Origin of the sequence: Paenibacillus sp. TCA20 (genome assembly GCF_000732325.1) — a bacterium.
GTDB classification, from domain to species: domain Bacteria; phylum Bacillota; class Bacilli; order Paenibacillales; family Paenibacillaceae; genus Paenibacillus; species Paenibacillus urinalis.
In genome coordinates, this window is the sequence record NZ_BBIW01000006.1 from 64,282 (window position 1) to 90,438 (window position 26,157).

Annotated in this window: 24 protein-coding genes, 1 pseudogene and 1 riboswitch; of the genes and pseudogenes, 3 read left to right on the forward strand and 22 right to left on the reverse strand. The window is 48.4% G+C overall.

Annotation, left to right across the window (positions count from 1 at the left end):
• Positions 1-21: 21 nt before the first annotated feature.
• From TCA2_RS13160 to cobD, 11 genes are all read right to left on the reverse strand, one after another.
• Positions 22-1,665: a cobyric acid synthase gene (locus TCA2_RS13160; protein ID WP_047912291.1), complete on the reverse strand. Its 1,644-nt coding sequence runs from the start codon at positions 1,663-1,665 to the stop codon at positions 22-24.
• 25 nt (positions 1,666-1,690) lie between these two features.
• Positions 1,691-2,512: an adenosylcobinamide-GDP ribazoletransferase gene (gene cobS, locus TCA2_RS13165; protein WP_047912083.1), complete on the reverse strand. Its 822-nt coding sequence runs from the start codon at positions 2,510-2,512 to the stop codon at positions 1,691-1,693.
• Positions 2,509-3,063, reverse strand: coding sequence for a bifunctional adenosylcobinamide kinase/adenosylcobinamide-phosphate guanylyltransferase (gene cobU, locus TCA2_RS13170; protein ID WP_047912084.1), 555 nt, complete (start codon positions 3,061-3,063; stop codon positions 2,509-2,511). The genes cobS and cobU overlap by 4 nt, the downstream gene beginning before the upstream one ends.
• A complete protein-coding gene (gene cobT / locus TCA2_RS13175; RefSeq protein WP_047912085.1) occupies positions 3,060-4,151 on the reverse strand; it encodes a nicotinate-nucleotide--dimethylbenzimidazole phosphoribosyltransferase in 1,092 nt (363 codons plus the stop codon). Before cobT ends, cobU begins: the two co-directional genes overlap by 4 nt.
• Positions 4,152-4,291: 140 nt before the next feature.
• On the reverse strand, positions 4,292-5,149 hold the full coding sequence (locus TCA2_RS13180; protein WP_081872484.1) for an ABC transporter ATP-binding protein: 858 nt from the start codon (positions 5,147-5,149) through the stop codon (positions 4,292-4,294).
• A complete protein-coding gene (locus tag TCA2_RS13185; RefSeq protein ID WP_047912086.1) occupies positions 5,146-6,192 on the reverse strand; it encodes an iron ABC transporter permease in 1,047 nt (348 codons plus the stop codon). The genes TCA2_RS13180 and TCA2_RS13185 overlap by 4 nt, the downstream gene beginning before the upstream one ends.
• Positions 6,189-7,211, reverse strand: coding sequence for an ABC transporter substrate-binding protein (locus tag TCA2_RS13190; RefSeq protein ID WP_047912087.1), 1,023 nt, complete (start codon positions 7,209-7,211; stop codon positions 6,189-6,191). The genes TCA2_RS13185 and TCA2_RS13190 overlap by 4 nt, the downstream gene beginning before the upstream one ends.
• A 194-nt stretch (positions 7,212-7,405) precedes the next feature.
• Positions 7,406-7,623: riboswitch (cobalamin riboswitch) on the reverse strand.
• A gap of 154 nt (positions 7,624-7,777) precedes the next feature.
• Positions 7,778-8,428, reverse strand: coding sequence for a histidine phosphatase family protein (locus tag TCA2_RS13195; protein WP_052511979.1), 651 nt, complete (start codon positions 8,426-8,428; stop codon positions 7,778-7,780).
• Entirely contained in the window at positions 8,425-9,408 is a 984-nt protein-coding gene (cbiB, locus tag TCA2_RS13200) for an adenosylcobinamide-phosphate synthase CbiB (RefSeq protein ID WP_047912089.1), read from the reverse strand. The genes TCA2_RS13195 and cbiB overlap by 4 nt, the downstream gene beginning before the upstream one ends.
• Positions 9,405-10,163, reverse strand: coding sequence for an adenosylcobinamide amidohydrolase (locus TCA2_RS13205; RefSeq protein WP_047912090.1), 759 nt, complete (start codon positions 10,161-10,163; stop codon positions 9,405-9,407). The genes cbiB and TCA2_RS13205 overlap by 4 nt, the downstream gene beginning before the upstream one ends.
• 3 nt (positions 10,164-10,166) lie before the next feature.
• Positions 10,167-11,255, reverse strand: coding sequence for a threonine-phosphate decarboxylase CobD (gene cobD, locus TCA2_RS13210; protein ID WP_238546386.1), 1,089 nt, complete (start codon positions 11,253-11,255; stop codon positions 10,167-10,169).
• 349 nt (positions 11,256-11,604) lie between these two features.
• Here cobD and TCA2_RS13215 point away from each other — a divergent pair, with 349 nt between their 5' ends.
• A complete protein-coding gene (locus tag TCA2_RS13215; protein WP_047912092.1) occupies positions 11,605-12,606 on the forward strand; it encodes a lipoate--protein ligase in 1,002 nt (333 codons plus the stop codon).
• A 44-nt stretch (positions 12,607-12,650) separates the two neighbouring features.
• Positions 12,651-13,451, forward strand: coding sequence for a Cof-type HAD-IIB family hydrolase (locus TCA2_RS13220; protein WP_047912093.1), 801 nt, complete (start codon positions 12,651-12,653; stop codon positions 13,449-13,451).
• A 107-nt stretch (positions 13,452-13,558) separates the two neighbouring features.
• Here the strand turns inward: TCA2_RS13220 and TCA2_RS13225 are convergent.
• The 4 genes and pseudogenes from TCA2_RS13225 to TCA2_RS13240 all read right to left on the reverse strand — a co-directional run bounded on the left by TCA2_RS13225 (position 13,559) and on the right by TCA2_RS13240 (position 16,018).
• A pseudogene (locus tag TCA2_RS13225) lies at positions 13,559-14,075 on the reverse strand (ATP-dependent Clp protease proteolytic subunit).
• Between the two features lie 19 nt (positions 14,076-14,094).
• Complete coding sequence (locus TCA2_RS13230; protein WP_047912094.1) at positions 14,095-14,682, reverse strand: sigma factor-like helix-turn-helix DNA-binding protein; 588 nt, start codon at positions 14,680-14,682, stop codon at positions 14,095-14,097.
• The gene (locus tag TCA2_RS28020; RefSeq protein WP_047912095.1) at positions 14,667-14,906 is read right to left on the reverse strand and encodes a sigma factor; all 240 of its coding nucleotides are present in this window, start codon (positions 14,904-14,906) and stop codon (positions 14,667-14,669) included. The genes TCA2_RS13230 and TCA2_RS28020 overlap by 16 nt, the downstream gene beginning before the upstream one ends.
• A 170-nt stretch (positions 14,907-15,076) precedes the next feature.
• A complete protein-coding gene (locus TCA2_RS13240; RefSeq protein WP_047912096.1) occupies positions 15,077-16,018 on the reverse strand; it encodes a DMT family transporter in 942 nt (313 codons plus the stop codon).
• Between the two features lie 131 nt (positions 16,019-16,149).
• Here TCA2_RS13240 and TCA2_RS13245 point away from each other — a divergent pair, with 131 nt between their 5' ends.
• On the forward strand, positions 16,150-17,691 hold the full coding sequence (locus TCA2_RS13245) for a PLP-dependent aminotransferase family protein (RefSeq protein ID WP_047912293.1): 1,542 nt from the start codon (positions 16,150-16,152) through the stop codon (positions 17,689-17,691).
• Between the two features lie 50 nt (positions 17,692-17,741).
• On the opposite strand, the gene TCA2_RS13250 is transcribed toward TCA2_RS13245, so the two are convergent.
• The 7 genes from TCA2_RS13250 to tkt form a co-directional block, all read right to left on the reverse strand.
• The gene (locus TCA2_RS13250) at positions 17,742-18,521 is read right to left on the reverse strand and encodes an MBL fold metallo-hydrolase (protein WP_047912097.1); all 780 of its coding nucleotides are present in this window, start codon (positions 18,519-18,521) and stop codon (positions 17,742-17,744) included.
• Between the two features lie 44 nt (positions 18,522-18,565).
• Positions 18,566-19,012 (reverse strand): hypothetical protein, encoded by a 447-nt coding sequence (locus TCA2_RS13255; protein ID WP_047912098.1) that lies wholly within the window; start codon positions 19,010-19,012, stop codon positions 18,566-18,568.
• Positions 19,013-19,255: 243 nt separating this feature from the next.
• Positions 19,256-20,320: a sulfate/molybdate ABC transporter ATP-binding protein gene (locus TCA2_RS13260; RefSeq protein ID WP_047912099.1), complete on the reverse strand. Its 1,065-nt coding sequence runs from the start codon at positions 20,318-20,320 to the stop codon at positions 19,256-19,258.
• Positions 20,321-20,630: 310 nt separating this feature from the next.
• Complete coding sequence (locus TCA2_RS13265; protein WP_047912100.1) at positions 20,631-21,212, reverse strand: TetR/AcrR family transcriptional regulator; 582 nt, start codon at positions 21,210-21,212, stop codon at positions 20,631-20,633.
• A 3-nt stretch (positions 21,213-21,215) separates the two neighbouring features.
• Positions 21,216-21,848: a YigZ family protein gene (locus tag TCA2_RS13270; protein ID WP_047912101.1), complete on the reverse strand. Its 633-nt coding sequence runs from the start codon at positions 21,846-21,848 to the stop codon at positions 21,216-21,218.
• A 124-nt stretch (positions 21,849-21,972) separates the two neighbouring features.
• On the reverse strand, positions 21,973-23,328 hold the full coding sequence (locus TCA2_RS13275; RefSeq protein WP_047912102.1) for a glucose-6-phosphate isomerase: 1,356 nt from the start codon (positions 23,326-23,328) through the stop codon (positions 21,973-21,975).
• Positions 23,329-23,597: 269 nt separating this feature from the next.
• Positions 23,598-25,649, reverse strand: coding sequence for a transketolase (tkt, locus tag TCA2_RS13280; RefSeq protein ID WP_047912103.1), 2,052 nt, complete (start codon positions 25,647-25,649; stop codon positions 23,598-23,600).
• Between the last annotated feature and the right edge of the window lie 508 nt (positions 25,650-26,157).

Sequence of the window (26,157 nt, forward strand, 5' to 3'; positions counted from 1 at the left end):
CTCCGTTGTCTAGGTATTCATTTAAGAGTTCAATATCTGATAAATTCTCTCCATATCCAGATGCGTTCTTACTACATCCGCAACCCGATCAAATTCTTCAACTTTTCGCTCCTTCGCCGAGAAGGTCGAAATAACAGGAGAGAGTCCCTTCCGGATGCGAACCTGATCCAGCCAGGACCTGCGCAGAGCATCGTTCTCGAATAATCCATGTAAATAGGTTCCCCACACCATACCATCCGATCTGACCAGACCTTCTGAATGAGATGAAGCATATGTACCCGATTCGAAGGAAGCCTGCAAATCACTTGCAGCAGTGTCCGTTTCGGTGAGCCTGAACAAGGCGTCATAGTCATAATCAACTGGAGACTGATCCACTCGCTCAGAAGCTCCCATATGAATTTCATAAGCCTCAATCGGAGCTTCATTGCTGCTTAGGTCCGTACTTGCCAGTGGCAGTTTCTGTTCATCCGTCAGCATTCCCGTCACTCTTATCGTTCGCTTTTCCTTCAAGAATGAAGTCCTAATAGGCAGCAGTCCAAGTCCTGCCTCTTCCTGTATACCACTCTCCACCGCATAAGGATCGGAGAGCGAGTACCCGAGCATTTGATACCCGCCGCAAATCCCGACGATCTGGGTATGATGCTCATCGGATAGCCTGAATAAGGCCTGATCCAGTCCTCTCTGCTTCAGGAACTGAAGATCACTGATTGTATCCTTCGTGCCCGGCAGAATGACGATATCCGGTGTGCCCAGCTCTTCTGCAGAATTCACATAACGAAGGGTAATATCCGGCTCCCAGCGCAGCGGATCAAAATCTGTAAAGTTTGAGATGCGCGGATAACGAATGACGACGATATCCACTTCCTTCTCCTGCTGCTTCTTATATTGCAGCTCGTCGAGCACAACCGAATCCTCAGCTTCGATCCGCAGATCCTGAATATAAGGTAGCACGCCCAGTACCGGAATACCTGTACGAGCCTCGAGCCAGTCCAGCCCTGGCTTCAGGAGAGCAAGGTCTCCGCGGAATTTGTTAATGATAAAGCCTTTGACCCGCTGGACCTCATGGGGTTCAAGCAGCTCAAGTGTACCTACGATGGACGCGAATACCCCTCCCCGATCAATATCGGAAATGAGAATCACCGGTGCATCTGCCCAGCCCGCAAGATTCATATTGACGATGTCACGATCCTTCAAATTGATCTCTGCCGGACTTCCCGCCCCTTCCATCAGGACGATGTCATACTCTGCGCGTAATCGATCCAGTGCCTCCAGCACGATTCTTTTCGCTGTGGGAAGGAACTTCATCCGGTAATCCATCGCACTCATCTGCATCGCGGGCACACCGTGGACGACGATCTGAGAATGCATATCCTTAACTGGCTTTATAAGGATCGGGTTCATGTCTGTTGTCGCCGGAATCTCACATGCCTCTGCCTGTACTCCCTGCGCTCTTCCGATCTCCTTACCGTCCAGCGTTACATAGGAATTAAGCGCCATATTTTGTGATTTGTACGGAGCAGGCTGATATCCATCCTGCAGAAATATACGGCATAGCGCTGTTGTTACAATGCTTTTTCCAACGTCCGAAGCTGTGCCCTGCAGCATGAGAACAGCTCCATTTTTCGGCTTATGCTCATCATTACTTTGTTCTGTGTCCGTGTTCATGTCTGTCATAACGATATGTCTCCCCCTAACCTGCGATATGCAGAACGATGGTCAGCATTAGCAGACCGGCTGTCTCCAGCCCTTCATTCAGTGCTCCGTATGTATCCCCGGTTAACCCCTCAAGACGTGCGCTCATCCGATCAGCGGCAAGCCTTCCGATCACCCACATGACAATCGGAACGGCGATGAAGGCAATTAGCACTGGAGCCTGTGTAACGTATACCACATTCGACGAATAAACAATTAAGCTAAGAATCCCCAATAAAACAATAGATATCGCGATTGCACATCCCAGAGATTGCTTATAATAGCGGGCAGGGGTGGTGCCAAACATCGCTGCAAGTCCTTCTCCGGCCCGGGCAGAGGGATATCTCGATATGGCATACACCATGAAGAATCTGCTCCATATGAGGGGCATGATGGCGAGCCCCATCATGACGGGCTGATGAATCAAGCTGACAAGCAAGGAGGCTTTGAGCATCAGCAGCAGTACGCAGGCGATGACGCCCATCGCTCCAACCCGGCTGTCCTTCATAATCTCCAGCATGCGCTCTCTTGAACGGTAGCTGAGAAGCGCATCTGCTGAATCCATCCATCCGTCCAAATGCAGCCCACCGGTAAGCCATACCCAGACGACCAGCGTCACAATGGAAGCTGGCAGGGCCGGCAGCAAGAACCCTGACACAACAGCTGCCACCCACAGGATAAGCCCGATACAAACGCCAACGAATGGATAATAAACCGTGCTTTTTTGCATCAGTTCAGGTGTAAAATCAAGATTCATCCTCACCGGAATACGGGATAAAAATTGAAAAGCGGCTGCCGCCGCCTTTACTTCATCCTTCATACTTTGTACTCCTTGCTCTTCAGTTCGATGGCAATGCCAGCGGTGACCAGAAACACCTCTTCACTCACTGCCGCCATTCGCTGATTCAATATTCCGGCCATATCCCGGTACAACCGTCCCAGCGGGTATTCCGGCACAATGCCGTCTCCTACTTCATTCGTAACAAGGATAATAAGACCTGGATATGTTCGAACACTGCTTACCAGCCTGTCCATTTCCTGCAATATGGCATCCTTGCCCTCTGCTTCCTTCGACAATAATATGTTAGACAGCCACAAGGTCAGACAGTCCAGTAATATCGTTGGTGCCGGATAAGTCGCTTGTCCAATGCTCTCAAGTGTATCCGCAACTTCGATCGGCTCTTCAATGGTATGCCACAAATAGGCTTCGTCAGAGCGCTGGAGACGGTGTGCTGCAATGCGCTGCTCCATCTCTTCATCAAAGGCCTGTGCCGTTGCCAGATAGATCGCTTCCGATGAACGGCTCATACAGAGTCTCTCTGCAAACGTGCTCTTCCCGCTGCGTGCACCGCCAGTTACAAGTATGATCATGGCTTGCTCTCCTCGGAATCCAGATCCGCATGACTACCGGAAATGCCTGCACTTGTGAATGTCGCCATCTCCTTCATGATTCGGGATGCAGCTTCAATAATATGCAGACAGAGTACACCGCCTGTGCCTTCGCCAAGACGCATGTCCAGATGAATCATAGGCTCTAGGTTCAATTCCCCCAGTAGACCTGCGTGTCCCCGCTCCTCCGACTTGTGTGAGGCAATCATATAATGAATGGACAGAGGAGCGAGTCTTGCAGCTATCAGCGCAGCGGTCGTAGAAATGTATCCGTCAATAACGACAGGACATTTTAACGCACTGGCAGCAAGGATAACACCGGTCAGCCCAGCAATATCAAGACCACCCACCTTCGCGAGCACACCCAGCGGATCGTTTGAATCGGGACGATTCAGTTCAATCGCCTTCTTTATTACTTCCTCTTTGTGCTTCAGACGCGTATCGTCAATTCCTGTTCCCCGGCCTGTAGCAGCTTCCACTTGAATTCCGGTCAGTACGCTGGTTACTGCGGCGCTCGGCGTCGTGTTTCCAATCCCCATTTCACCTGTGACAAAGAGTCGAATGCCTCTGTCATACGCATCCTTTACGACCTCAATTCCCGCAAGAATAGCTGTCACCGCTTCCTCTCTGCTCATAGCAGGACCATGCGCCATATTTGCTGTTCCTTTACGAACAGATCGCTGAACCAGCTCAGGATGCTCAATGTCTCCATCGATCCCGATGTCTACGCATATAACCTCTGCAGCGGCCTGACGGGCAAGAACATTCACCGCGGCTCCGCCGGCAAGAAAATTATGTACCATCTGCTGAGTTACAACGGCTGGAAATGCGCTGACCCCTTCTTCCACTACACCATGATCTGCTGCCATGACAATGACCGCTTTACGATCATAGGAGGCATGGGTCTCTCCCGTAATTCCCGCCAGTCGAACAACCAGCTCTTCTATTTTACCCAGACTTCCCGGCGGCTTGGTCAGCTGATCCAAATGCGCAGCTGCGGCCTGCCCAGCTGATGAGTCAAGCGGCCCAATTTGATGTATCCAATCCAACAGTATTTGTTCTCTCTCCATCTCCACGCACTTCCTTTATGCTGAATCCTCTTTTTTAATAGATTATAACGAAAAAAGGGCATCCACTTCAAAAGGATTTACCTAGAAACCCTTCATACTTGAAATGCTGCCCTTGTAGCGATGCCGCTCTTATATAGAGCCTAGTCTTTTTTCTTAAGCAAAAATTGAGGAAGCTCATGGTGTGGATGACGAATCATAACGGGATCGACCTGAAACAGACTTCTTAAATGCTCTTCTGTGACGCATTCATCCGGGCTCCCTTGCATGAAGCTCTCCCCTGCCCGAAGTCCATAAATACTGTCACAAAAAAGTGAAGCCAGATTGAGGTCATGCAATACAGCGACAATGGCAATACCGGTACTTCTACGCCAATCTGCGAGCAGCTCCATGAACTGAAGCTGATAATGGATATCGAGATAGGTTGTCGGCTCATCTAGCAGCAAAATCTCCGGCTCCTGGGCCATCACCTTGGCGAGCGCAACCCTCTGTCTCTGACCTCCGCTTAATTCCGTAAGCAGACGATCGGCAAATGAAGACAGCTCAAGCTGCTCAAGCACGCGATCCACCACTTCTTCTCCATCGGATTGATCCCGTCCCAGCCAGTCCTGATAAGGATATCTGCCCATGGCTACGACATCTCGTACGGAGTAATCCATCTCGGGCAGCCCGTCCTGCTGCAATACAGCAATAAGCCGGGATAACGCACGCCTGCTGTACTCTCTAACCGGCTTGCCTTTGATTAGAATAGAGCCGGAGCTCGGAGCTAGCACACCGGACAGCAAGTGAAGCAGTGTGGATTTGCCGCTGCCATTGGGCCCTACGATGCCCCACCATTCTCCTGAATGAACCGTAAAATCGATATTACGAATTGCCATATGGTCTCCATAGGCTTTGGCCGCAGACTTCACTTCCAGCACCGGAACGGAGGTACGAGCTGACGTGGTCAAGTCCTGTGAATGATTATAGTTCGGCTGCTCTGCCTGAATCCGTGAGTTCATCTCATTCCTCCCCTTCGCAGTTTCTTGCTTCGGTGCAGCAGGTAAGCGAAGAACGGTGCGCCTACAAATGCAGTGACGACCCCGAGCGGGATCTCCACCGGTGCAAGAATCGTTCTCGCCCCCATATCGGCCCATGCCAGGAAGATGCCTCCCATGATCGCGGATAACGGAATGAGGAGACGATAGTCCGGCCCAACCAATAAACGGAGCATATGCGGAATTACAAGCCCGACAAATCCAATGACTCCGGCCACCGATACAGCAGCAGCGGTCAACAGCGTAGCCACGATTAGAACAGAGAGCTTAAGCCACTCTACCTTGACTCCCAAATGTGCAGCCTGCCGCTCACCCAGCGCAAGCAGATTAAGCGCCCTACCCCGGCTCCACAGAAACACAATCCCAATGATCAAGTAAGGAAAAAGGATGGCCGTATAAGACCACCCACGTAAACTGAGGCTTCCCATGGTCCAGAATAGTATCTGATTCACTGTATCCTTGGACATGGCTGTTAAGAAGGACACAAACGCTCCGAGGAAGGACTGCATGATTACACCGGACAAAATCAGGCTGTGCGTCGGAATCCTGCCGCCTTCACTTGCAAGCGCGAGCACCGCCCACAGCGTGATGATCCCTGTGACAAAGGCAACCAGCGGCAGCATCCATTCTCCAAGAACTGCATATTGCAATCCAAAATAGATCATGACTGCTGCTCCAACCGATGCACCGGAGGATACACCGAGTGTATACGGATCTGCCAGCGGATTGCGGAGCACGCCCTGAAAAGCAGCTCCTGCCGTGGCCAGTGCAGCCCCCACCAGCATACCGAGCAGTACCCGGGGGAGCCGAACCTTCATAATAATTTGCTCCGAGGAAGGGTTCCAGATCGGCTCAATCGGTTCCGAAACCCAAGGCAAATGATTGACCAGGATGCCCACAATATGGCGAACAGGCAGATCCACTGCCCCGATCGCCAGACACAGGAGCAGAGTCAGCACAAGCAGGAGACCGCCGGCAATTCCGTATCCTGCTAGTTTTGTTTTCATTGAAAGAGGTCCGGATAGATCGCTTCCGCTACCACTTTCAGACCTTCGGTTACACGCGGACCTGGACGGCTGAGCAGATTGGCGTCAATGGAGATAACGGCATCTTCTTTAATAGCCGTAATTTCGTTCCAGCCATCACGAGCTGTGATGATTTGATCCAGTGTTTGATTGTTATCATCGATAACATCGCTTGCGTACAGAATCACGTCAGGATTGGCTTGAATGATCTTCTCTTCACTGATTTCATTCCAGCCCTCTGTATCTCCTGCTACATTGACTCCACCAGCAAGAGTAATCACTTCATCCATAAATTCGCCTTTGCCGACTGTCCAGCCTGGAGAGAATTCAACGTACACTTGTTTCTTCTCTTCATCTGACAGTGCAGCTACTTTATCCGACACTTCCTGAATATCAGCTTTCATTTGATCTACCACTTCTGCAGCTTCGGCTTGGCGATCTGTAATCTGACCGTAGACTTCGATATTCTTCATAACATCATCGATTGTTTTAGGATCTGTTTTGAAGATGACGATGCCAAGATCGCGTAATTTTTGCACTGCTGCTTCATCCATGGAGATTCCTGTAAACACGATATCCGGCTCAGCCGCGATAATCGCTTCAGCATTGGGTTCATACAAGCTTCCCATTTTGGGCTTGGAGGCTGCAGCTTCGGGATAATCGTCAAAATCAGATACGCCTACAATTTGCTCCTCGAGTCCAATGGCGAAGAGGGACTCTGTTTCTGCCGGTGATACGGACACGATTTTGGCCGGCGCTTGTTCAAAAGTAAAGGATTCTCCAGTCGCATCCGTTAAGGTCAGCGGATATTCGGTCTTACTCGAAGCTTCCTCGCTGTCATTATTCGTCTCTGATCCTTGATCGGCTGCTTGTCCTGCTTCCTGCTGCGTAGCTTGTCCCGTCCCTTCAGACGTTTCCGTTTCGGTGCCGCATGCAGCAAGCATGAATGCCATCATTAATGTAAGCAGTAAGGATAATACGCTTTTGTTCATTTTGTTCATGACTCTCTCCCTTTCAGATCTGGTTCACTCGTAATAGATTGTTTCAAAGCTTAGCCCATAACCTATCCACCTGACTTCCAATCCATAGCAAAAAAACCTTGCTCCTTAAGCTAGGATCAAGGTTTACGTCTCGCAACCGCCCCTTAAAAATGGGCATAGAACATCGCAAAACATATCCTTTCCTCGAAGGATCGCACGCTTCCTTCCGGCAAGGCAGGTCTCCTGACTATCCAGGTTTGGTATGGCTGGACAGCTGCCCTTCCCATTTCTCGCATAAGAAACAGTGGATATAACGCTGTCTGCCCCTGGTATACAGTGGCGGGACCGTGCCGGATTTGCACCGGCTTCCCTTTTAACCTAAGCAGCTGTAATAACGTCATATACTGCCAGGACCTTGTCGGCTATTATTCGTTTGTTGGTGTATACATCCTCGTCGATTCATGAATGATGCATACTTGTTCAAGTGCATGGTGGCCTTAACTTCTGTTGTTGATTATAGGGGAAAGGTCTTATTTCTACAACCTAACTTTTCCCTTGAACATAGGGGTCAGCACCCGCTGAATCACTTAATTTACAATTTCTCCACTCAGCTGATCTACTTGAAGTCGGAGCCGCAGTACCTGCATTTCTCCAGGACCAGGCATTACGGAGTTGAAATCTCTATCCTGTACATAAGCTGACACCAGCTGTCTAATGACGCCGCCATGCGTAACGATCAGCACCTTCGGATAAGCCATATCTAGCTGGGTATGACCGGTTGAAGGCTCCATCCCATCCTTTTTCACCAGAATTGGCAGCAGTCTGCTCTCTACAAATTGAGAAATCCGCTGTTCGAAGACAGTAAAATGCTCTGCACCCGGCGGTGTAATCCGCTCCGGATGATCGATCCAGCTGCGATATGCGGGGTTGTCCTTGAGCATGTCATAGGTAGAGCCTTCCCAATCACCAAAGTGATACTCGCGGATCCGGTGATCCATCACCGCCGTACCGACAAGATGTGGCGCAATGATCTGAAGAGTCTGCATCGTACGCGTCAGATCACTGATGAACACATACTGAAATACAAGCCCCTCATGCTCCATCTGGAGCTTAAGCGGCTTTAACTCAGATACGGTACTGTTTAGGAGCGGCACATCGGTGTGCCCCAAATATCTTTTCTCTATATTCCATAACGTTCTTCCGTGTCTGACGAGATACAGATCGAGCCCTGTGTTCATGTCCACCACATCCATTCCATACCGAAGATCGAGAGAACAGATAGAAGAGCACAGAGGATCAAGATAAACAAACTGGATGACACAAACATCATTGTAATGCTTGTCTTGATATGTGCAGCCTCAAGCGTATGATAAGGCTTGCCCATATAAGCTCGAAACGATTCCACACCGTGATATACGTTATACCCCCCGAGCCGAATTCCGATAGCACCTGCGACTGCTGATTCAGGATATCCGCCGTTCGGACTAGGGTGCTTGCTTGCATCCTCCTTCACTGTACGAATGCTATTCTCGACATGCAGCCCTAGTATACGAGCCGAAGCAAACAGCAGCAGTGCGGATATACGAGCAGGCAAATAGTTAGCTGCATCATCAAGCCGGGCGGAGGCTTTGCCAAGGTAGAAATATTTCTCGTTCTTGTACCCTACCATCGAATCCAGTGTATTGACTGCACGATACGCCATCGCTAGAGGAGCACCGCCGATCAGAGCATAGAATAGAGGAGATATAATGGCATCCACAATATTTTCTGCAATCGTCTCTACCGTTCCGCGAACAATTTCCGGTTCATCCAGATGGTCCGTGTCCCGGCCTACAATCATGCCTAGTGACCTCCTGGCTTCCGGGAGCTGTCGGTTTCTTAAATGCTTATATACCTCCATTCCCGCCTCCTTCAGCCCTTTGGCTGCAATCGTGGTTGCAATCAGAACGATCTCGGCGGCAACGGCAAGATAAGGATGAACGATCGCAAGCAGCTTGAGCACCGCCCAGGTGATGAGAAAAGAACCGCCAACGATGACAATCGGAAACAGAAAGCCTGCAAACAGTAACCCCTTATTTGAAGTCACTTTGGAGCGGATCGATTTCTCAAGTAGTGATATCCCTTTGCCCATGCCAATCACCGGATGAGGAATCCATCTCGGATCACCGATGATCCGATCAAGAATATAAGCGCAGAGAAGAATGAGAGCCAGGATCATCCTGCCGCCTCCTCTCCAGCCAGCAGACTCTCCGTAACCGTCGCATATACGAGTCGTCCGATGCAGGAGCCAAGCTCTGTAGCTGTGCCTGCATAAGCATGAATTTTGTCCGGCGTGCTTCCATCCGGTTTAAATCCGCTGACACCAAGAACAACGGCATCTGTTGTTGTCCCCGTCGCGATCATTCCGTTCTCGGCATCCCTCACTCCGAGATCCTGCAGGGCGCAAGCCTTTGCTTCGACTGCAGTTTGCAGCGCATTGACCATGGCATAGGAAGTCAGCTCACCGGCAATAAACAGCATCGTATTGATCGTGCCCGGAGAATAGGCTGCGGGAAAAACAGTCCTTGAAGACGACGCTCTGGCTGCATTGCCGGCTCCCGCTGTCGTGCAGCAGAAGACGATGGCATGGTCGGTACTTTCCTCTATAACAGAAACATGTGCTAGCTTCACTGCTGTCAGCAGACCGGCGGTGCCTGCTGCAGGAAGCCTCCACTTTTTCAAACGTGCTTCGATCTCGGCTGCAGGATGATCAGACGTAAAATGCTTATCTACATATATATTGACTGCACGATCAATCCGGCTCATGCCTCCCCCGTAAACACTGCTCGACAGCGATTGAACCGTCTGAGGTGATTCCACAAGCAAATACGCATTGTCGTACTTCGTTAGCTTGAAACCAGGCCAGAGAGTAGAGGAATAAATATCTGGAATAGCCTGGTTAGAAGCGAACTTGTGCAAAAAAGGTGTTGTCATTATCTATTGCTCCCCCAATATGAATCGCAGCACTTCAAGAAACCGGCTATTGTCCTGCTGCCCCTTCACCGCGATCCGAACGGATTTGTCGCCTAGCCCTGTATACATGGCACAGTTTCGAATAAGAATTCCCTGCTTTCCCATCGCCTCTTGCAGAGACTCGGCGTTCCAGCCTTCCGGTGTCTCCAGTAGCAAGTAATTGGCCACACCTGGATAGACCTGAAAGTCAAGGGAAGCCAATTCGGACATCAAGCGGTTTCGCTCCACCTTAATGCAAGCCTGGGTCTGCTCTTCATATGCGCTGTTTTCCGTAAGACAAGCCTCACCTGCCAGCAGAGCTAGTCCGTTTACACTCCAGGTTACCTGCTTGCTCGACATCGCCGATATCAGATCAGGCTGGCCTACCGCGTACCCAAGGCGAAGTCCCGGGATTGCATAAAATTTCGTCATGGAACGAATGACAATGACATTCGGATACGGGTCCAGAGAGTCCGTCAGTGTCTCACGCTCATGCTCGGGTATGAAATCGATAAAAGCTTCGTCAATTACAACCTTGACGTCCCGGTCTCTAGCATGAGCAGCAATCGCTTCCAGCTCGCTTCGGGCGTATTGTACCCCGTTCGGATTGTTTGGCTGACCGATAAATAGCAGATCTACCCTATCGATAAGCTCCAAGATTGCTGACAGCTCGGCCCGATAATTAAGCTCTTTATACCCATATATGTACTCTACCCGACTTCCGTACTGTACAGCCAGCTGACGATACTCCGAGAATCCGGGTTCAATGGTGCCTACAGCTGCAGGTGTAAATGCCTGAATAATAAGCGCCATACACTCCGCAGCCCCGTTGCCGATCAGAAGCTGGTCTTCCGACAACTTCAGCTTGGTTGCAAGCTTGTGCTTAAGACTGCGGTGTCCCGGATCGGGATAACGAAGGATGTGATGCATTCCTTCCATAAGTGCTCGTGTGACCGCAAGAGGCGGACCGAGCGGATTGATATTGGCACTGTAGTCGAGGAAGTCCGCTGGTGACCGTCCGTATTTCGCTGCAGCGGTCTCTACGTCACCGCCATGTCCATAAACCTCTATCACAGGTGTTCCTTCCTTTCTTCTCATGCGTTATCTGTAATCGGGCAGAATTGTGCGCGTTTAATGCAAATGCTCAGCGGCTCTTATCCGCGTAACGTTTCCGATTTGATGCAAACAATCGGCGAACTTGTCCGCGTATCTTTTCCAATATAATGGAAACGTTCCGCGAATCTTGTCCGCGTAACGTATCCATTATGAAGCTACAAAAATCACCCGTCAACGGCAATTCCTTTTGTGTCGCACACCCAATTCGTTTACAATAGGGATGGAGTGTTTCAAGACACCAAGGCTTCAGGCATACAGGCCTGTCCTTGCCTACATATTTGAACTATATACATTGGAGGAATAGACCATGCTGTTTATTGACAACCAAGGGATTACAGACCCGCGCATCAATCTCGCCATCGAGGAATATGCCCTTAAGCATTTATCCCTGGATGAGAGCTATCTTCTGTTCTACATTAATGCGCCATCCATCATCATCGGCAAGCATCAGAACACCATTGAAGAAATTAATCAGGAATATGTGCAGGAGCATGGCGTACAGGTCGTCAGAAGACTGTCCGGCGGCGGTGCGGTGTACCACGACCTTGGCAACCTGAACTTCAGCTTCATCACCAAGGATGACGGCAACTCGTTCCACAACTTCCGCAAATTCACCCAGCCGGTGGTTGAGGCGCTGCACAGCCTTGGCGTGAACGCAGAGCTGACAGGACGTAACGATCTTCAAGTCGGCGAGCAAAAAATATCCGGCAATGCACAATTTGCCACACGCGGCCGCATGTTCAGCCACGGCACCCTGATGTTTGACCTTAACCTGGAGAACGTTGCCGCTTCCCTCAAGGTCAATCCAGAGAAATTCAAATCCAAGAGCACCAAGTCTGTTCGCAGCCGTGTAGCTAACATCAGCTCCCTGATGGATCGAGAGATGACGATTGTGGAATTCCGCGAGGAGCTGCTTCGACATATTTTTGGCATGGAGGCAAATGAAGTTCCAGAGTACAAGCTGACCGAGCAGGACTGGGAGAAGATCCACGAAATTTCGAAGGAACGTTACCAGAACTGGGATTGGAACTATGGCTTGTCACCCGAGAGCAATGTGAAGCATTCCAAGAAGTTCCCGGTCGGCATCATCGATCTTCGTATGAATATTAAGGAAGGCCGTATTGAGGACATCAAGATCTACGGAGATTTCTTCGGGGTAGGCGATGTAGCTGATATCGAGAATCTGCTCCGCGGCAAGCGTTATGAAGAACAAGAAGTACGTGCCGCACTTAAGGATACAGATATTAAGCATTACTTCGGCAACCTGGAATTCGATGATTTCATCGGTCTGGTATTTCTAGAGGAGTAGAACTGCCCCACTAAATAATAGATAGAACTGAGGAGAGAGAAGCCATGACTTACAAGCTGATTGCCATCGATATCGATGACACACTCATTAATGACGAGAAGGAAGTTACGAATCCCACACAAAAAGCACTTGAGGCTGCTGTGGCCAAGGATGTCGTGGTTACGCTCGCGACAGGTCGCGCTTACGCTTCTGCACAAGCGATTGCTCGTCAGACTGGACTTAATGTACCGATCATTACGTACCAGGGAGCACTAATTAAGAATCTGATGGACGAAAAAGTACTGTACGAGCGCTATGTTCCAATGGAAGCCGCTCGTAAGCTCTATGAGTACTGCCTGGAGCACAATCTGCACCTGCAGACTTATATTGACGACAAGCTGTATTCCCGTGAAGAGAATGAGAAGCTGGTTGATTACTGCAAACTGAACAAAACACCATACTACATTGAAGCTGATTTTGTAAAAATGATTGAACAGCCAGCCCCTAAGCTGCTGATCATTGATGATCCTGATTATTTGGACAAGGTGGCTGTTGATCTGCGCGAGCTGCTCGGTCCTGAAGTGCATATTACCAAGTCCAAGCCACATTTTCTTGAAATCATGCATCATGAAGGAACCAAGGGACATGCGCTGACTTTCCTTGCGGATCATTTTAACGTTGATCTTAAGGATACCATTGCGGTAGGCGATTCCTGGAACGATCATGAGATGCTTGAAGCGGCGGGTCTTGGTGTAGCGATGGGGAATGCCATTCCTGCACTGAAAGAAATTGCAGGCTATGTTACGCTGAGCAACAATGAAGACGGCGTGAAGCATGTCATTGAGAAGTTCATTCTAGAGGCTTAGATCTATATAGACAACAAATAACCCGGCTGCTTACAAGCATAGTCCTGTACTATGCAGTATGGCATCCGGGTATTTTTATTTTCCAATACATCACTCTATAGTTTGGTTTATCTATTAATTACCTTATCCACCAAACCGTATCCTACAGCTTCTTCTGCCGTCATAAAATGATCACGGTCAGTATCCTTCTCAATGCGCTCGATCGGCTTGAATCCGAATGTCAGAGGCCTGACCTCGACTGCCGCCATGCGGCTGGTGTATCATGATCTCACTGTTCGGCAAAGCGAAGCGCTTCCCCTTGGTTCCTGCGGTTAGCAGCATTGCTCCAAAGCTTGCCGCCATCCCTGTGCATATGGTCGATACATCAGGTTCAATAAATTTCATCGTGTCGTAGATGGAGAATCCTGCAGTTACGGAGCCACCAGGGCTGTTGATATAGAGCTGTATGTCCTTCTTCGGATCTTCTGCTGTCAAGAATAGCAGCTGGGCGACAATCAAATTCGCCATTTGATCTTCAATCTCACCCGAAACCATAATAATTCGGTCCTTTAGGAGCCTGGAGTAAATATCGTAGCTGCGCTCCCCCCGGCTCGTTTGCTCCACTACATAAGGAATAGTTGGCATTTACGCTTCTCTCCTTTTTCTATGCCACCATCTCTATCCTTGAGATCAGCTGCAGGCTGTCATACCATGCATTTGTAAGCTGAGGAGCTGTGCCGCTGTGCATCTTCATGCCAAGTACTTGACTCGTCACCATCATCACATCTGCTGCGCCGCCAAGTCCCAGCTGTATAATACGCTCAGTGTCACCTGCACGAAAAGCACCCAGGTAATCTCTCAGACGCTCTGCATCCTCTTCCGACACGGGGTTCATCAAGACGCCAGGTTCATCCGCTTCTAGCTGCCGCTGTCTCTCTTCTGCGACGACTTCTCTTGCCCGGCGAAGTGCAGCCTTAACCGCTCCTTCCGTAGAATCGAGCAAATCAGCGGTCTCTCTCGCCTTATAGCTGAATAGCTCACAGAGAATGTATATTGTCCGCTGCCAGTCCGTCAGCTGTGTCAGGAGCACCTGAAAAGCCTCTTCTACAGCCAGGCCATCGCCAAGCTCATGATGAGAGCTGAGGTACTGCTCCTGCTCCTGCATCTCACCCAGCAGCTCTCTCCGCCTTGCTTCCTTACGCAAGCCATCAATCCACACATTACGGGCTGAACGGATCAGATAACCCTCCATCGAAAACTTACACTTTTACTCAAATCCGCGGCATGCGGCAATGTTTTGACATAAACCTCCTGGCACAAATCCTCAGCATCCTCTTTTGATCCGGTTAGAGACAGGCAGTATTTATACAGGGATAACATCATGCTTCTCGATAATCCCGAAGTCTGTGTATGGTCGTCACCATCTGCACACTTCAGATACATCCTGTAGGGTTCGGATCTGACAAAGGCCATCATTCGGGGCCCCCCTTTGTTTAGTCCTTATAAGTACTTATACTGTGAAGACGTCTGAGACCGCCAGAAAGATACGCAAATAACTTAATAAAAATTAGTGCCTGGTCGGTACATTAGGCTGCATACGTGTATGCGCGGCATATTTTTCAGATGTCCCTAATTGTCATTGGTATTTATGTTGCCACGCCGCTTCTGTCCGCTTCACTTTTTCGCTGGCTTCTAAGCTGAATCCACTCTCTAAGTGTATGCCAATTCGCCATAACCAGGCCGCCAATAATGATGATCGACCCGATTGCCGTTAATAGGGTTACATGCTCTCCATAAAATAACATCCCGACACCAAGGGCAATCATAGGAGATATATAGAGCCAGGTCGAAGGAAACAGCGGTCCCGTCTTGGTGACCAGGAAATAAAATAGACTGTGTCCAATCATAGAGCCAAATATCGTCAGATAGAGGACTGAGCCCGCTGCCCCAGACGACAATAGCACATCCGGATCAGGCTGTTCTGCAATGAAGGAGATCATCAGCAGCATGAGTCCGCCATACAGCATTTGAGCGCCATTTACTGCAAGGGACGAATATCCGCTCAGTCTGGACCTCGTGGCTCCTGAATATACAGAGCCTGACGCATAGAACACCTCGCCAACCAGCACTGCGCAGGCACCTGCCAGCCACATTCCCCCCGCCTGAATCGTCAATTCGGGAACCAGAATAAGAATAACGCCGACAAATGCCGTTAAACAGCCGAGCAACGAGAGCGCTGAGGCTTTCTTCTTGAGAACCCATGTCTGAATTCCGATGATCATGATCGGTCCGGTAGCAGACAATACGGCAGCCACGCCTGAACTGATATATTGTTCTCCATAGTATAGCCCTGCAAAGGTCATAAAGGTTAAACAGCTGCCAATAATCATCACTTCTTTACGCAGCAGCAGCTTGATGCTTGTTTTTCGTCTCCATAGACACCATATGAACAAGAGTGCGCCTGCGAGACAGAATCTCACCCCTGCCGCAAAAAACGGCGGAACCCCTGCATCATTTCCTATTTTGATCGCCAGAAAGGTCGTACCAAAAATTAAACACATGCTCATGTAAGCAATTAATAATCGCATTCTACTCCAGCCTCCTCGTCTATTGCCACATTGTAATCGAAGTGGAATAGAACAGAAGGTAAAGAATAGAACAGTTGATGGTCATAATATCGTACAATAGAAGAAAGGCATCAGTGGATGAGGTGGATAAGATGAAAAATAAACGCTCGGAGTTTCTCACAAAGGAACCTTTATCACAGCAAGTATACGACTATGTTCATCTGAGAATTGAGCGGGGAGATTATGCTCCGAATGAACGGCTTCCTTCCGTGCGCTCGCTCGCAGAGCAGTTTGGCGTGCATCGACTGACCGTATTTAAGTCGTATCAGCAGCTCGTTAAGGACCATTTTATATATGCTAAAGATCGATCAGGTTATTATGTGTGCCCGCGCCCTGCAGTAAAATTGACCTTGCCACCGGATGATAAGGTGAATGCTATAGATTCGGCAGATATACTCCATTTACATCAAAGCAGGGATCAAGTGCAGACACTTACTTCACAGCCCCTGCACTCAGCCGCAAGCCAGCTGACACAAGAGGACTCGCTGCCTTTTCTGTCGCTGACTTTGCGGACTCATGTGTTATCAGCGCTGCATCAGCAGGACGTGCAGTACCAGTTCTCCAAGGCACTGATTGATCCCTCTCTACTTCCCAATACGTATATGTCGGAGTACGTCAAGCAGGTGTTTGATATGTATCCGAAGCTGCTCGGCACCTACTCCACGGTTCAAGGGGACTTCCAGCTCCGTGAGGTCATGGCTGAATACTTTAACGCACGGCACCATATGTCCTTGTCACCAGAGGATATTCTCGTTACGTCCGGGGCTACGCAGGCCATCGATCTGACAGCACGAATGCTGATTAAGCCAGGCGATGTTGTGCTCGTTGAACGCCCTACTTACAGTACCGCCATTGATATTTTTCGGCAGGCTGGAGCACGCATCGTCACTGTAGAGATGCGGCCAGACGGATATGATATGGAGCAGCTTGAGCACACCATTGTGGATTCACGCCCGCGACTTATGTATGTAAACCCGACTTATCATAACCCGACGGGATATGTTCTCCCACAGGAGAAGCGTAAATTGCTGGTTGAGCTGGCTGAACAGTACCAGTTCATTATTGCAGAAGATGATACGACATATGATATGTATTTCGCAGATGAGCCTCCCCCGCCGATCTACAGCTATGATACGGAAGGGGTCGTCATGTACATTCGCAGCAAGTACGTAGCACCCGGTCTGCGCATTGCCTTCGTATTGTGCAAGCCATGGCTTATGAAGGAAGCGTTGACTCTTAAATCACTGACAGACGGCGGTTCTCCGCTGCTCGGCCAAAAAATCTTCCAGCATTACTTCACTTCCTCCCGAATGCAGACCCATATGGAGAAGCTGCGCATTGCACTTAGCTTGCGAAAAGAGAAGATGGAGCAAATGCTGACAGCGGCCGACTGGCAGTGGATCAGCCCGGAAGGGGGGCTCGACCTGTGGGTTCAGCTTCCTGCCCATGTAGATGCGATCGCCCTGCTTGAGAAGAGCCTTGAACGATCGGTTGCCTTTGTTCCCGGACCCTTCTGCGATCCACTTCCGCAAGGCTCAGAAGCTTATATCCGGCTCAGCTATTGTTATACGAGCGAGAAACAGATTGAAGAGGGAATGGAGCGACTGCTGATCGCGTACGCGAATCTTCACTAGCAGCAGGTTTCTATACCGAATCGTATGCGCGGTGGCTGGATCAAGCTTCTTCACGATAAAATATGCGTCATTCCTGTCTCGGCAAGTGTAATTTCCGGCATAAGATCATACTTCTGCCGGAGATCCACATCATGAGACATATGAGTAAAAATGGTTTGCCTCGGCTTAACCAGTCGAAGCAGCTCCTGTGCTTCCAGCATGTCATATACAGAGCGAGTGTGGAACTCCGCCAGCTCATGATAAAAGCTTGTCCCAAGCACTAACAGATCCAGATGATAGAGCTGCTGCCTTTCCTGTTCATTCAGATTGATGGAATCCGAGCAATAAACCCAGCGGTAACCATCCTTCTCCAGGCGGTATGCGTAGGAGTAACCGTTCTTTCCATGGTTGACCTTCCAGGTCCGGATCTGATATCCGGCGAGCTCAACGCCTGAATCACAGGGCTGCATTTTAATATGCCTGGACAGCCAAGGAAACTGTACCTGTATTGTTTCAATGACCTCCTGCGGCGCGTAGAGCTCCCCCTTTTCCCCAAGCCACCTGCAGGCATCTGCCCACTCCGGCAGTCCGCCGATATGATCAAAGTGAGGATGCGTAACCAGTATCGTTCGCAGCTGGCGTTTGCCCAGCTGTTCCATCTGATGCACGAAATCCGGACCTCCGTCAATCATGAACTCTCCATCTGATCCATGCACCAGCACTGAGGAACGGTATCTGCGGTTGATACCCGTTGTCCTTGCCTCCATACATACCTCACACTCACAGTATAGCCTTGGAACTCCCATCGCATCTCCTGTGCCGAGGAACGTTAGTTTATCTGTTATCGTCATATACTGTCATGTCCTTTCTGCCGGTGCATAAGCTCTATCTCTCATCACATTCCCCGGAGCCTTAATGTCAGCTCTTTATGACCGTCTGCCGTATCTATCTCATCTGCTATATGCCAATTGGACGCAAGAGATTTTCTAAGCTTCTCTGCCTGCTCTCCAGTAAGGATAAGACCGTCTACAAGGCCCTCTGCTGCGTTAAAATCAATTCCCGGCTTCAGATCAAACGTAATCGCAATCCAATTTTTAAGTCCATTATTGGTATTGAACGTGATGCGATACCCTTCCTGGACAGCCCGCTCAAGTTCCTCCCCATGCTCCTTCGCATAGGAGAGAAAAGCCTCGTAAGTATAATGTTCACGTTCTGCTTGGCTAAGAGCCGCCAGATCCCCGGTGCGGATTGCAGTGAGTACATCTTCGTCCGTAACGCCGTAATGACGCGCATTCTCCAATAGAATAGCGGAATATTGAGACAATTTAACTTGATCTGTCATAGTTGATACACCCCTGAATTATGTAGTAAATGATGCCGAACATTTATTTAGTGATTACTGGATTACGATACTATTATAAAATGACCGAAGGCTTCTTATAAAGCTTGAGCCATGACTTCCAGCATTCTTTAATCTAAAGCCATGATCCATATCGCCGATTGAACAAAACAAAACCCTGTACGCATCATACGTCAGGGTAAAAAGACCGCTTGCTATCTGATTGATATCCTAGCAGAGTGATGTCTAGATCGTTATTGGCATTGGATCACGCTTCAAACTATTTTCCACCATCCAGTTGTCCTGATCATTAAACAGATATGCCCGATGAACCAGCACACGAACCTCCTGACCAACGGATAGCGTCTCTTTCTCAAGAGAACGATAGGTAATCAGTCGATGCTTGCCTAACGTCACTTCGACAAGCCACTCGCTCCCACGGAAATGAAGTGCTCTTACAACGCCTTTCTCCGTAGCAGACAGAAGTGTGAACTCATTCTCTTTGCCTACCTCAATATATTCAGGACGAATGAGCGCCTTCGCATCATTGGAAACAGCCTCGATATCAAACCCCTTCAGCTCACGGGCATGCTCGACAATAGTGGACTCTCCGATAAACGAAGCGACAAACGGTGTTTCCGGGCGCTTGTAAATGTCCCAAGGCGTTCCCTTCTGCTCCAAAGCCCCTTGATTAATAATCATGATCTCATCTGCTACTTCAATAGCCTCATCCTGGTCATGGGTAACGAAGATCGATGTAATTCCAACCCGCTCAATTAATTCACGCAGCCATGAACGCAGCTCCTGTCTAATCTTCGCATCAATCGCCGCAAATGGCTCGTCAAGCAGCAGCAGCTGCGGCTCAGGTGCCAGCGCTCTTGCAAATGCAACACGCTGTCTCTGTCCCCCGGATAATTGATGAGGATAACGCTTCTCAAAGCCGCTTAGGCCTGTAAGCTCTACAAGCTCCATCACCCGGTCATGGATCTGTTGCTTCGATTGCTTCTTGACCTTAAGTCCAAACGCAATATTCTCAAAGACGGTCATATGTTTAAATAGCGCATAGTTCTGAAAAACAAAGCCGATTCCCCGTTCCTGTGGAGGAAGGTCATTAACGAGCTGTCCATGGAAACGGATTTCACCTGCGTCCGGATGCTCAAGACCGGCTAATATGCGCAAGATCGAAGTTTTACCTCCACCACTCGGTCCAAGCAAACCGATGAGATGACCTTTTTCAATATCAAAGGAAACATCCTTAACCGCATGAAAATTCCCAAAATGTTTGTTCAACCCACGGACTTCAACATGCATTTCCCCATCCCCCAATATATTCCCTAGAAAATCGCTAGGAATTACTTTATTTGATACTTTACCAAAAATAGGGGGATTACGTCAATCATTTAAAGTTGTTAGAAATAGACAAGACAAGCACTTTCGCCTTTTACCGTTATGACAATGCAACGTTATGACATTTCACCGCTCTGAAGTATGTAAGCGTGAAAAGGCCCTGATCTTTCATTTATTGACTTATTTCACAGAGATGAATGCGGTTCAGCTGTATAATATAGATTGCATAACGGCTGCCTTGACCACAGTGGTGATGACCATGACAACTACATAACTAAATTCTGTTGCACATAATCTTAACGTGGGAAATGGCTTCTTGTCTTACGTCCTCGAATGGAGAACGGTCTTGAATATAATAAGAAATGAAACCGTGAATAGATAAAAACATACTGTGAGGTAATTTCAGCTTTTGTTCCGGCGTATATTCCTGATCATTCATATGATAGCGGATAATGGTTGCGAATAACTCATAACATCGGTTCTGTTCTGCACGGCAATAGGCCAGCAGCTCTTCATCCCGAATCATAAACATGATTTCGTACTGATAAGGATTCTCCAGTCCAAACCGGATAAATTCCATCATGACATGCTCAGGCTTAGACAATCCTTCACTTGATTCCCTAGCCATGGCTTGCAGCAGCATCTGCCCCAGATGATTAAAATCCTCAATCACAATCGCGTAAAACAGTTCTGCTTTTTCCTTGAAGTGATAATATAAAGAACCATGACTGTACCCTAGATGCTGTCCTATACTACGCATGGAAATTGAACGATAGCCCTTCGTTACGAATAGATGCCTCGCCGCCTCCAATATACGTTCCCTTGACAACTCCTGTTCCACTGCTCTTCTAGCCATATCTTATTCCCCTTCAATAAAATAAAGCTGCTGTCCCTCCGTGATTACAGATTGACCTTGTGTTAGATCGATCACAAAATCTATAAAGCGCTCTGCTTCACTATCGACCGGAAGACATGTCAGCCTGACTTTGTCAGTAAATGTTGTTTCACCCATCCGAGTCTCTCTGCCCCTCAGCTCATTCTCCACTTTGCCAAGCCACGTGTAATCAATCTCTACAAACACTTCACGATGCAGCACCTTCGTAATGGCTTCACCTGCTTCTATGGCAGCAACCGCACCGTCTGTATATGCGCGAATAAGGCCGCCTGCACCAAGCATGATTCCGCCAAAATATCGAGTCACGACGATGGCTACATTCTTCAGTCCCTGATTCCTGATCACCTCCAATATAGGTTTACCTGCGGTTCCGCTTGGTTCGCCGTCATCGGACTGCTTCTGAATTTCATCACGCTCACCGATCATATAAGCTGAACAGTTATGCGTTGCATTCCAATGCTTTTTCTTGATCTCTTCGATAAAAGAAACTGCTTCCTCCTCGGTCTCTACTGGCTTGATGTGGCCAATGAACCGCGATTTCTTGATAACAATTTCCTTATCTCCCGACATTCGAACCGTACGGTAACGCTCAATCATCATTTCTACTACCTTTCTGCTAGTACAACTAGATTTATATTTTTAAGAAAGCAGCTCATCCAAGTGCGGGTGAACTGCTTTCTTAGTTAAATAAGTCATTTACATATATGTCTGATACCCTTGATTATTCAGATAGTCTTGCTTCAAGCTTCGCTTTTTCTTCTTCGTAGCCAGGCTTGCCAAGCAGAGCAAACATGTTCTTCTTGTAAGCTTCAACCCCTGGCTGGTCAAACGGATTAACCCCGAGCAGGTAACCGCTGATGCCGCAAGCTTTTTCAAAGAAGTATACCAGATATCCGAAGGAATATGGAGTCATATCTGGAATATTTACGATAAGATTCGGTACTTGTCCGTCTGTATGCGCAAGAAGTGTTCCTTGGAACGCTTTTTTGTTAACGAAGTCCATCGTTTTGCCTTCCAGGAAGTTCAGACCATCCAGATCGTCCGGATCGGATTCAATCGTAATATGGCTCGGAACCTCTTCGACTTGGATAACTGTTTCGAAGATGTTGCGGCTTCCTTCCTGAATGAATTGACCCATGGAGTGAAGATCTGTAGAGAAGTCAACAGAAGCAGGATAGATTCCTTTGAAATCCTTTCCTTCACTCTCGCCGTACAGCTGCTTCCACCACTCGGATACGAAGTGCAGGGACGGCTCGTAGTTTACGAGGATCTCTGTGCCTTTGCCTTTGCGGTACAGCGCATTACGAACAGCAGCATATTGATAGCTTTGGTTCTCGGCTACGTTCGGGTTGCTGTACTCTTTCGAAGCGTCAGCAGCACCTTGCATCATTTCTTCAATATTAATACCCGCTGTAGCAATCGGAAGAAGTCCTACCGCAGTAAGAACCGAATAACGGCCGCCTACATCATCAGGAATGATAAAGGACTCATAGCCTTCCTCAGTCGCCAGCTTCTTGAGCGCACCCTTCGCTTGGTCTGTCGTTGCATAGATCCGTTTGCGAGCTTCTTCCTTACCGTATTTCTTCTCAAGCGCTGCACGGAAGATACGGAAAGCGATCGCCGGTTCCGTTGTCGTACCGGATTTGGAAATGACGTTCACGGAGAAGTCTTTACCTTCGATAAGCTCAAGCAGATGGTTGACATATGTAGAGCTGATATTGTTACCTGCGAAATAGATCTCAGGAGTTTTACGCTTCTCTTTTGGCAGCTCATTATAGAAGGAATGAGACAGCATTTCAATCGCAGCGCGTGCTCCCAGGTAAGAACCGCCGATTCCGATGACGATCAGCACATCAGAGTCGCTTTGGATCTTCGCAGCTGCTTTTTGAATACGAGAGAATTCCTCTTTATCATAATTGGTCGGCAGATCAATCCAGCCAAGATAATCGGACCCTGCACCTGTTCCGTTATGAAGCTGCTCATGTGCAAGACGAATCGGCTCTGCGAAATAATCCACCTCATGCTGCCCAACAAATTCAAGTGCTTTACTGTAATCAAACGTTACTTTTTTTGCCATGATTATAATTACCTCCCTATAAAGTTGATTCCTCACTGAACAAATGATATCTAAGCCAAGGAACAACTTATGACTTAGAATACTGTAAATTGTATAAGCTGGCAAGTTAACAGGCATCCGTCCTTCTGACAGAATGAAAGCCTATTAAAGTGATGGTGCTACACGCTCACATGACAATCGTCACGTTATTTTAAAAAAGGGTAAAGCTGCCGAATGGGCAGCTTTACCTATTTACTTAAGCTCTTGTTGTGTGCAGCTTGTTGTCAAAATTACAGCAATGCTTTGATGCGGCTGACTACATTCTCAACAGTGAAGCCATATTCTTTAATTACGCGGTCGCCAGGCGCAGATGCACCGAATGTAGAGATTCCGAGGATATCTCCAGCGTCGCCAACATATTTTTCCCAGCCCATTGGATGAGCCATTTCAATTGCAAGACGAGCTTTAACGTCCGGAAGAATAACGGATTCTTTGTAAGCTTTGTCTTGTTTCTCGAACAGATCCCAGCTAGGCATACTGATAACACGTACGGAAATGCCTTCTTCAGCAAGTGCTTCCTGTGCTTTCACTGCAAGCTGAACTTCGGAACCTGTAGCAATGATTTGCGCAACAGCTTTACCGTCTTTGGCTTCGGATACAACGTACGCTCCGCGTTTGATTCCTTCACGAGCAGCGTCTACTGTTCCAGCAAGGATCGGCAGGTTTTGACGAGTCAATACCAGAGCTACCGGGTTCTTCTTGTTCTCTACAGCATAAGCCCAAGCTGCAGAAGTTTCGTTTCCGTCAGCAGGACGAATCACAGTCAGGTTAGGGATAATACGCAGGGAAGCAAGCTGCTCGATCGGCTCATGCGTAGGACCATCTTCACCAACAGCGATACTGTCATGTGTCAGAACATAAGTTACAGGCAGATTCATAATTGCAGACAAGCGTACAGCTGGGCGCAGGTAGTCTGTAAATACGAAGAACGTACCTCCGAATACTCTAACACCGCCATGCAGTGCCATACCGTTCATTGCTGCTGCCATACCGAACTCACGTACACCGAAGTAGATGTTGCGGCCGGAGTAGTCTGCAGGTGTGAACTGTGCAATGTTGTTCAGGTGTGTCATTGTAGAGCTCTCAAGGTCAGCAGATCCGCCTGTCAGGTTAAGAACATTTGGAGCCAGTCCGTTCAGCGCATTACCGGAAGCAACACGAGTGGATACTGCCTTATCTTCAGCACTATATTTAGGAAGGTCACGATCCCATCCTTCTGGAAGCTCGCCAGCAACTGCTGTTTCGAACTGTGCTGCAAGCTCAGGGTAAGCCTTCTTGTACTCTGCGAACTTCGCATCCCATGCTTTGTTCGTTTCAATTCCGCGCTCTTTAACTTGTGCGAAATGAGCACGAACTTCGTCTGGAACGAAGAAATCTTCTTCATATACCCATTTGTAGAAATCTTTAGTCAGCTTCGCTTCCTCTGCTCCAAGTGGAGAACCGTGAGTACCGCCATGACCGCCTTTACCTTGTTTGTTCGGGCTGCCGTAACCGATAACCGTCTTCACTTCAATCAGCGTTGGACGGCTGAGATCAGCTTGAGCTTCCTTGATTGCTTTTTCTACCGCAGGCAGATCGTTTCCGTCTTCTACGCGTAGAACCTGCCAGCCGTATCCTTCAAAGCGTTTTTGTACGCTTTCAGAGAAGGAAAGGTTCAGTTCACCATCAAGGGAGATGTCGTTGGAATCGTACAGTACCACGAGCTTGCCGAGCTTCAGGTGAGACGCCAGGGATGCTGCTTCATGAGAAACACCTTCCATGAGGTCGCCGTCGCCGCAGATCGCATAAGTAAAGTGGTCTACGATATCAAATTTATCTTTATTGTAAGTCGCACCCAGCTGAGCTTCAGCCATTGCCATACCTACTGCCATTGCAATACCTTGTCCAAGCGGACCTGTCGTCGCATCAACACCTGCAGTGTGACCGAATTCAGGGTGACCTGGAGTCAAGCTTCCCCATTGACGGAATTGCTTGATTTCTTCCATAGGAAGATCATATCCGCTCAGGTGCAGCAGGCTGTACAGCAGCATGGAGCCGTGTCCAGCAGACAGCACAAAACGGTCACGGTTGATCCAAGTTGGATTCTCCGGGTTATGATTCATTGTTTTTGCAAACAATTGATAACCCATAGGTGCAGAACCCATTGGCATACCCGGATGACCGGATTTGGCTTTCTCAATTGCGTCAATCGCTAGAGTACGTACTGTAGTAATAGACAAGTTATCGATTGTCGAATTTTCATCCTTGTGAATGCTTTGTTCTTTGGTTTGTTGATCAGTCATTTTTTGTCCTCCTCATAATCTCAAAAAAGATGTCAGGATAAGCAAACGGACTTACGCTCAGGCGACTTAAAACTTAACTTAAAATGACAAACGAGTTGATTTAAAGCAAGTTAATCCGCTTGAATGTTTCAATTTGACTTATTCGTTTGCTATTGTATCACTTCACGTCCTGTTTTTCCATACCGTTCTTCACATCCAATAAATTTCATCATCCACACATCGACAAAAGTATCTCCTCTTTGAAGAAAAGCATACCTGAATTGGAAGGAATACAAGGATAGGCAATGAAAAATAGCAAACTATTGGAGCAGGATTATGCATCATCTCTTAATAAGAGAGTTCACTTCTACATTATCCGACTTTTATTAGAGCAAAACAAACTTCGCGTAAAACAATCCATTTCATAACACATAAGCAGCTGTTACAAAAAATCTCTGGAACGCAAACCGTTCTGGTACCCCAAGACAAACAATGTCGGGCATAGCAAAAAATCGCCGCGGCTCAAGTA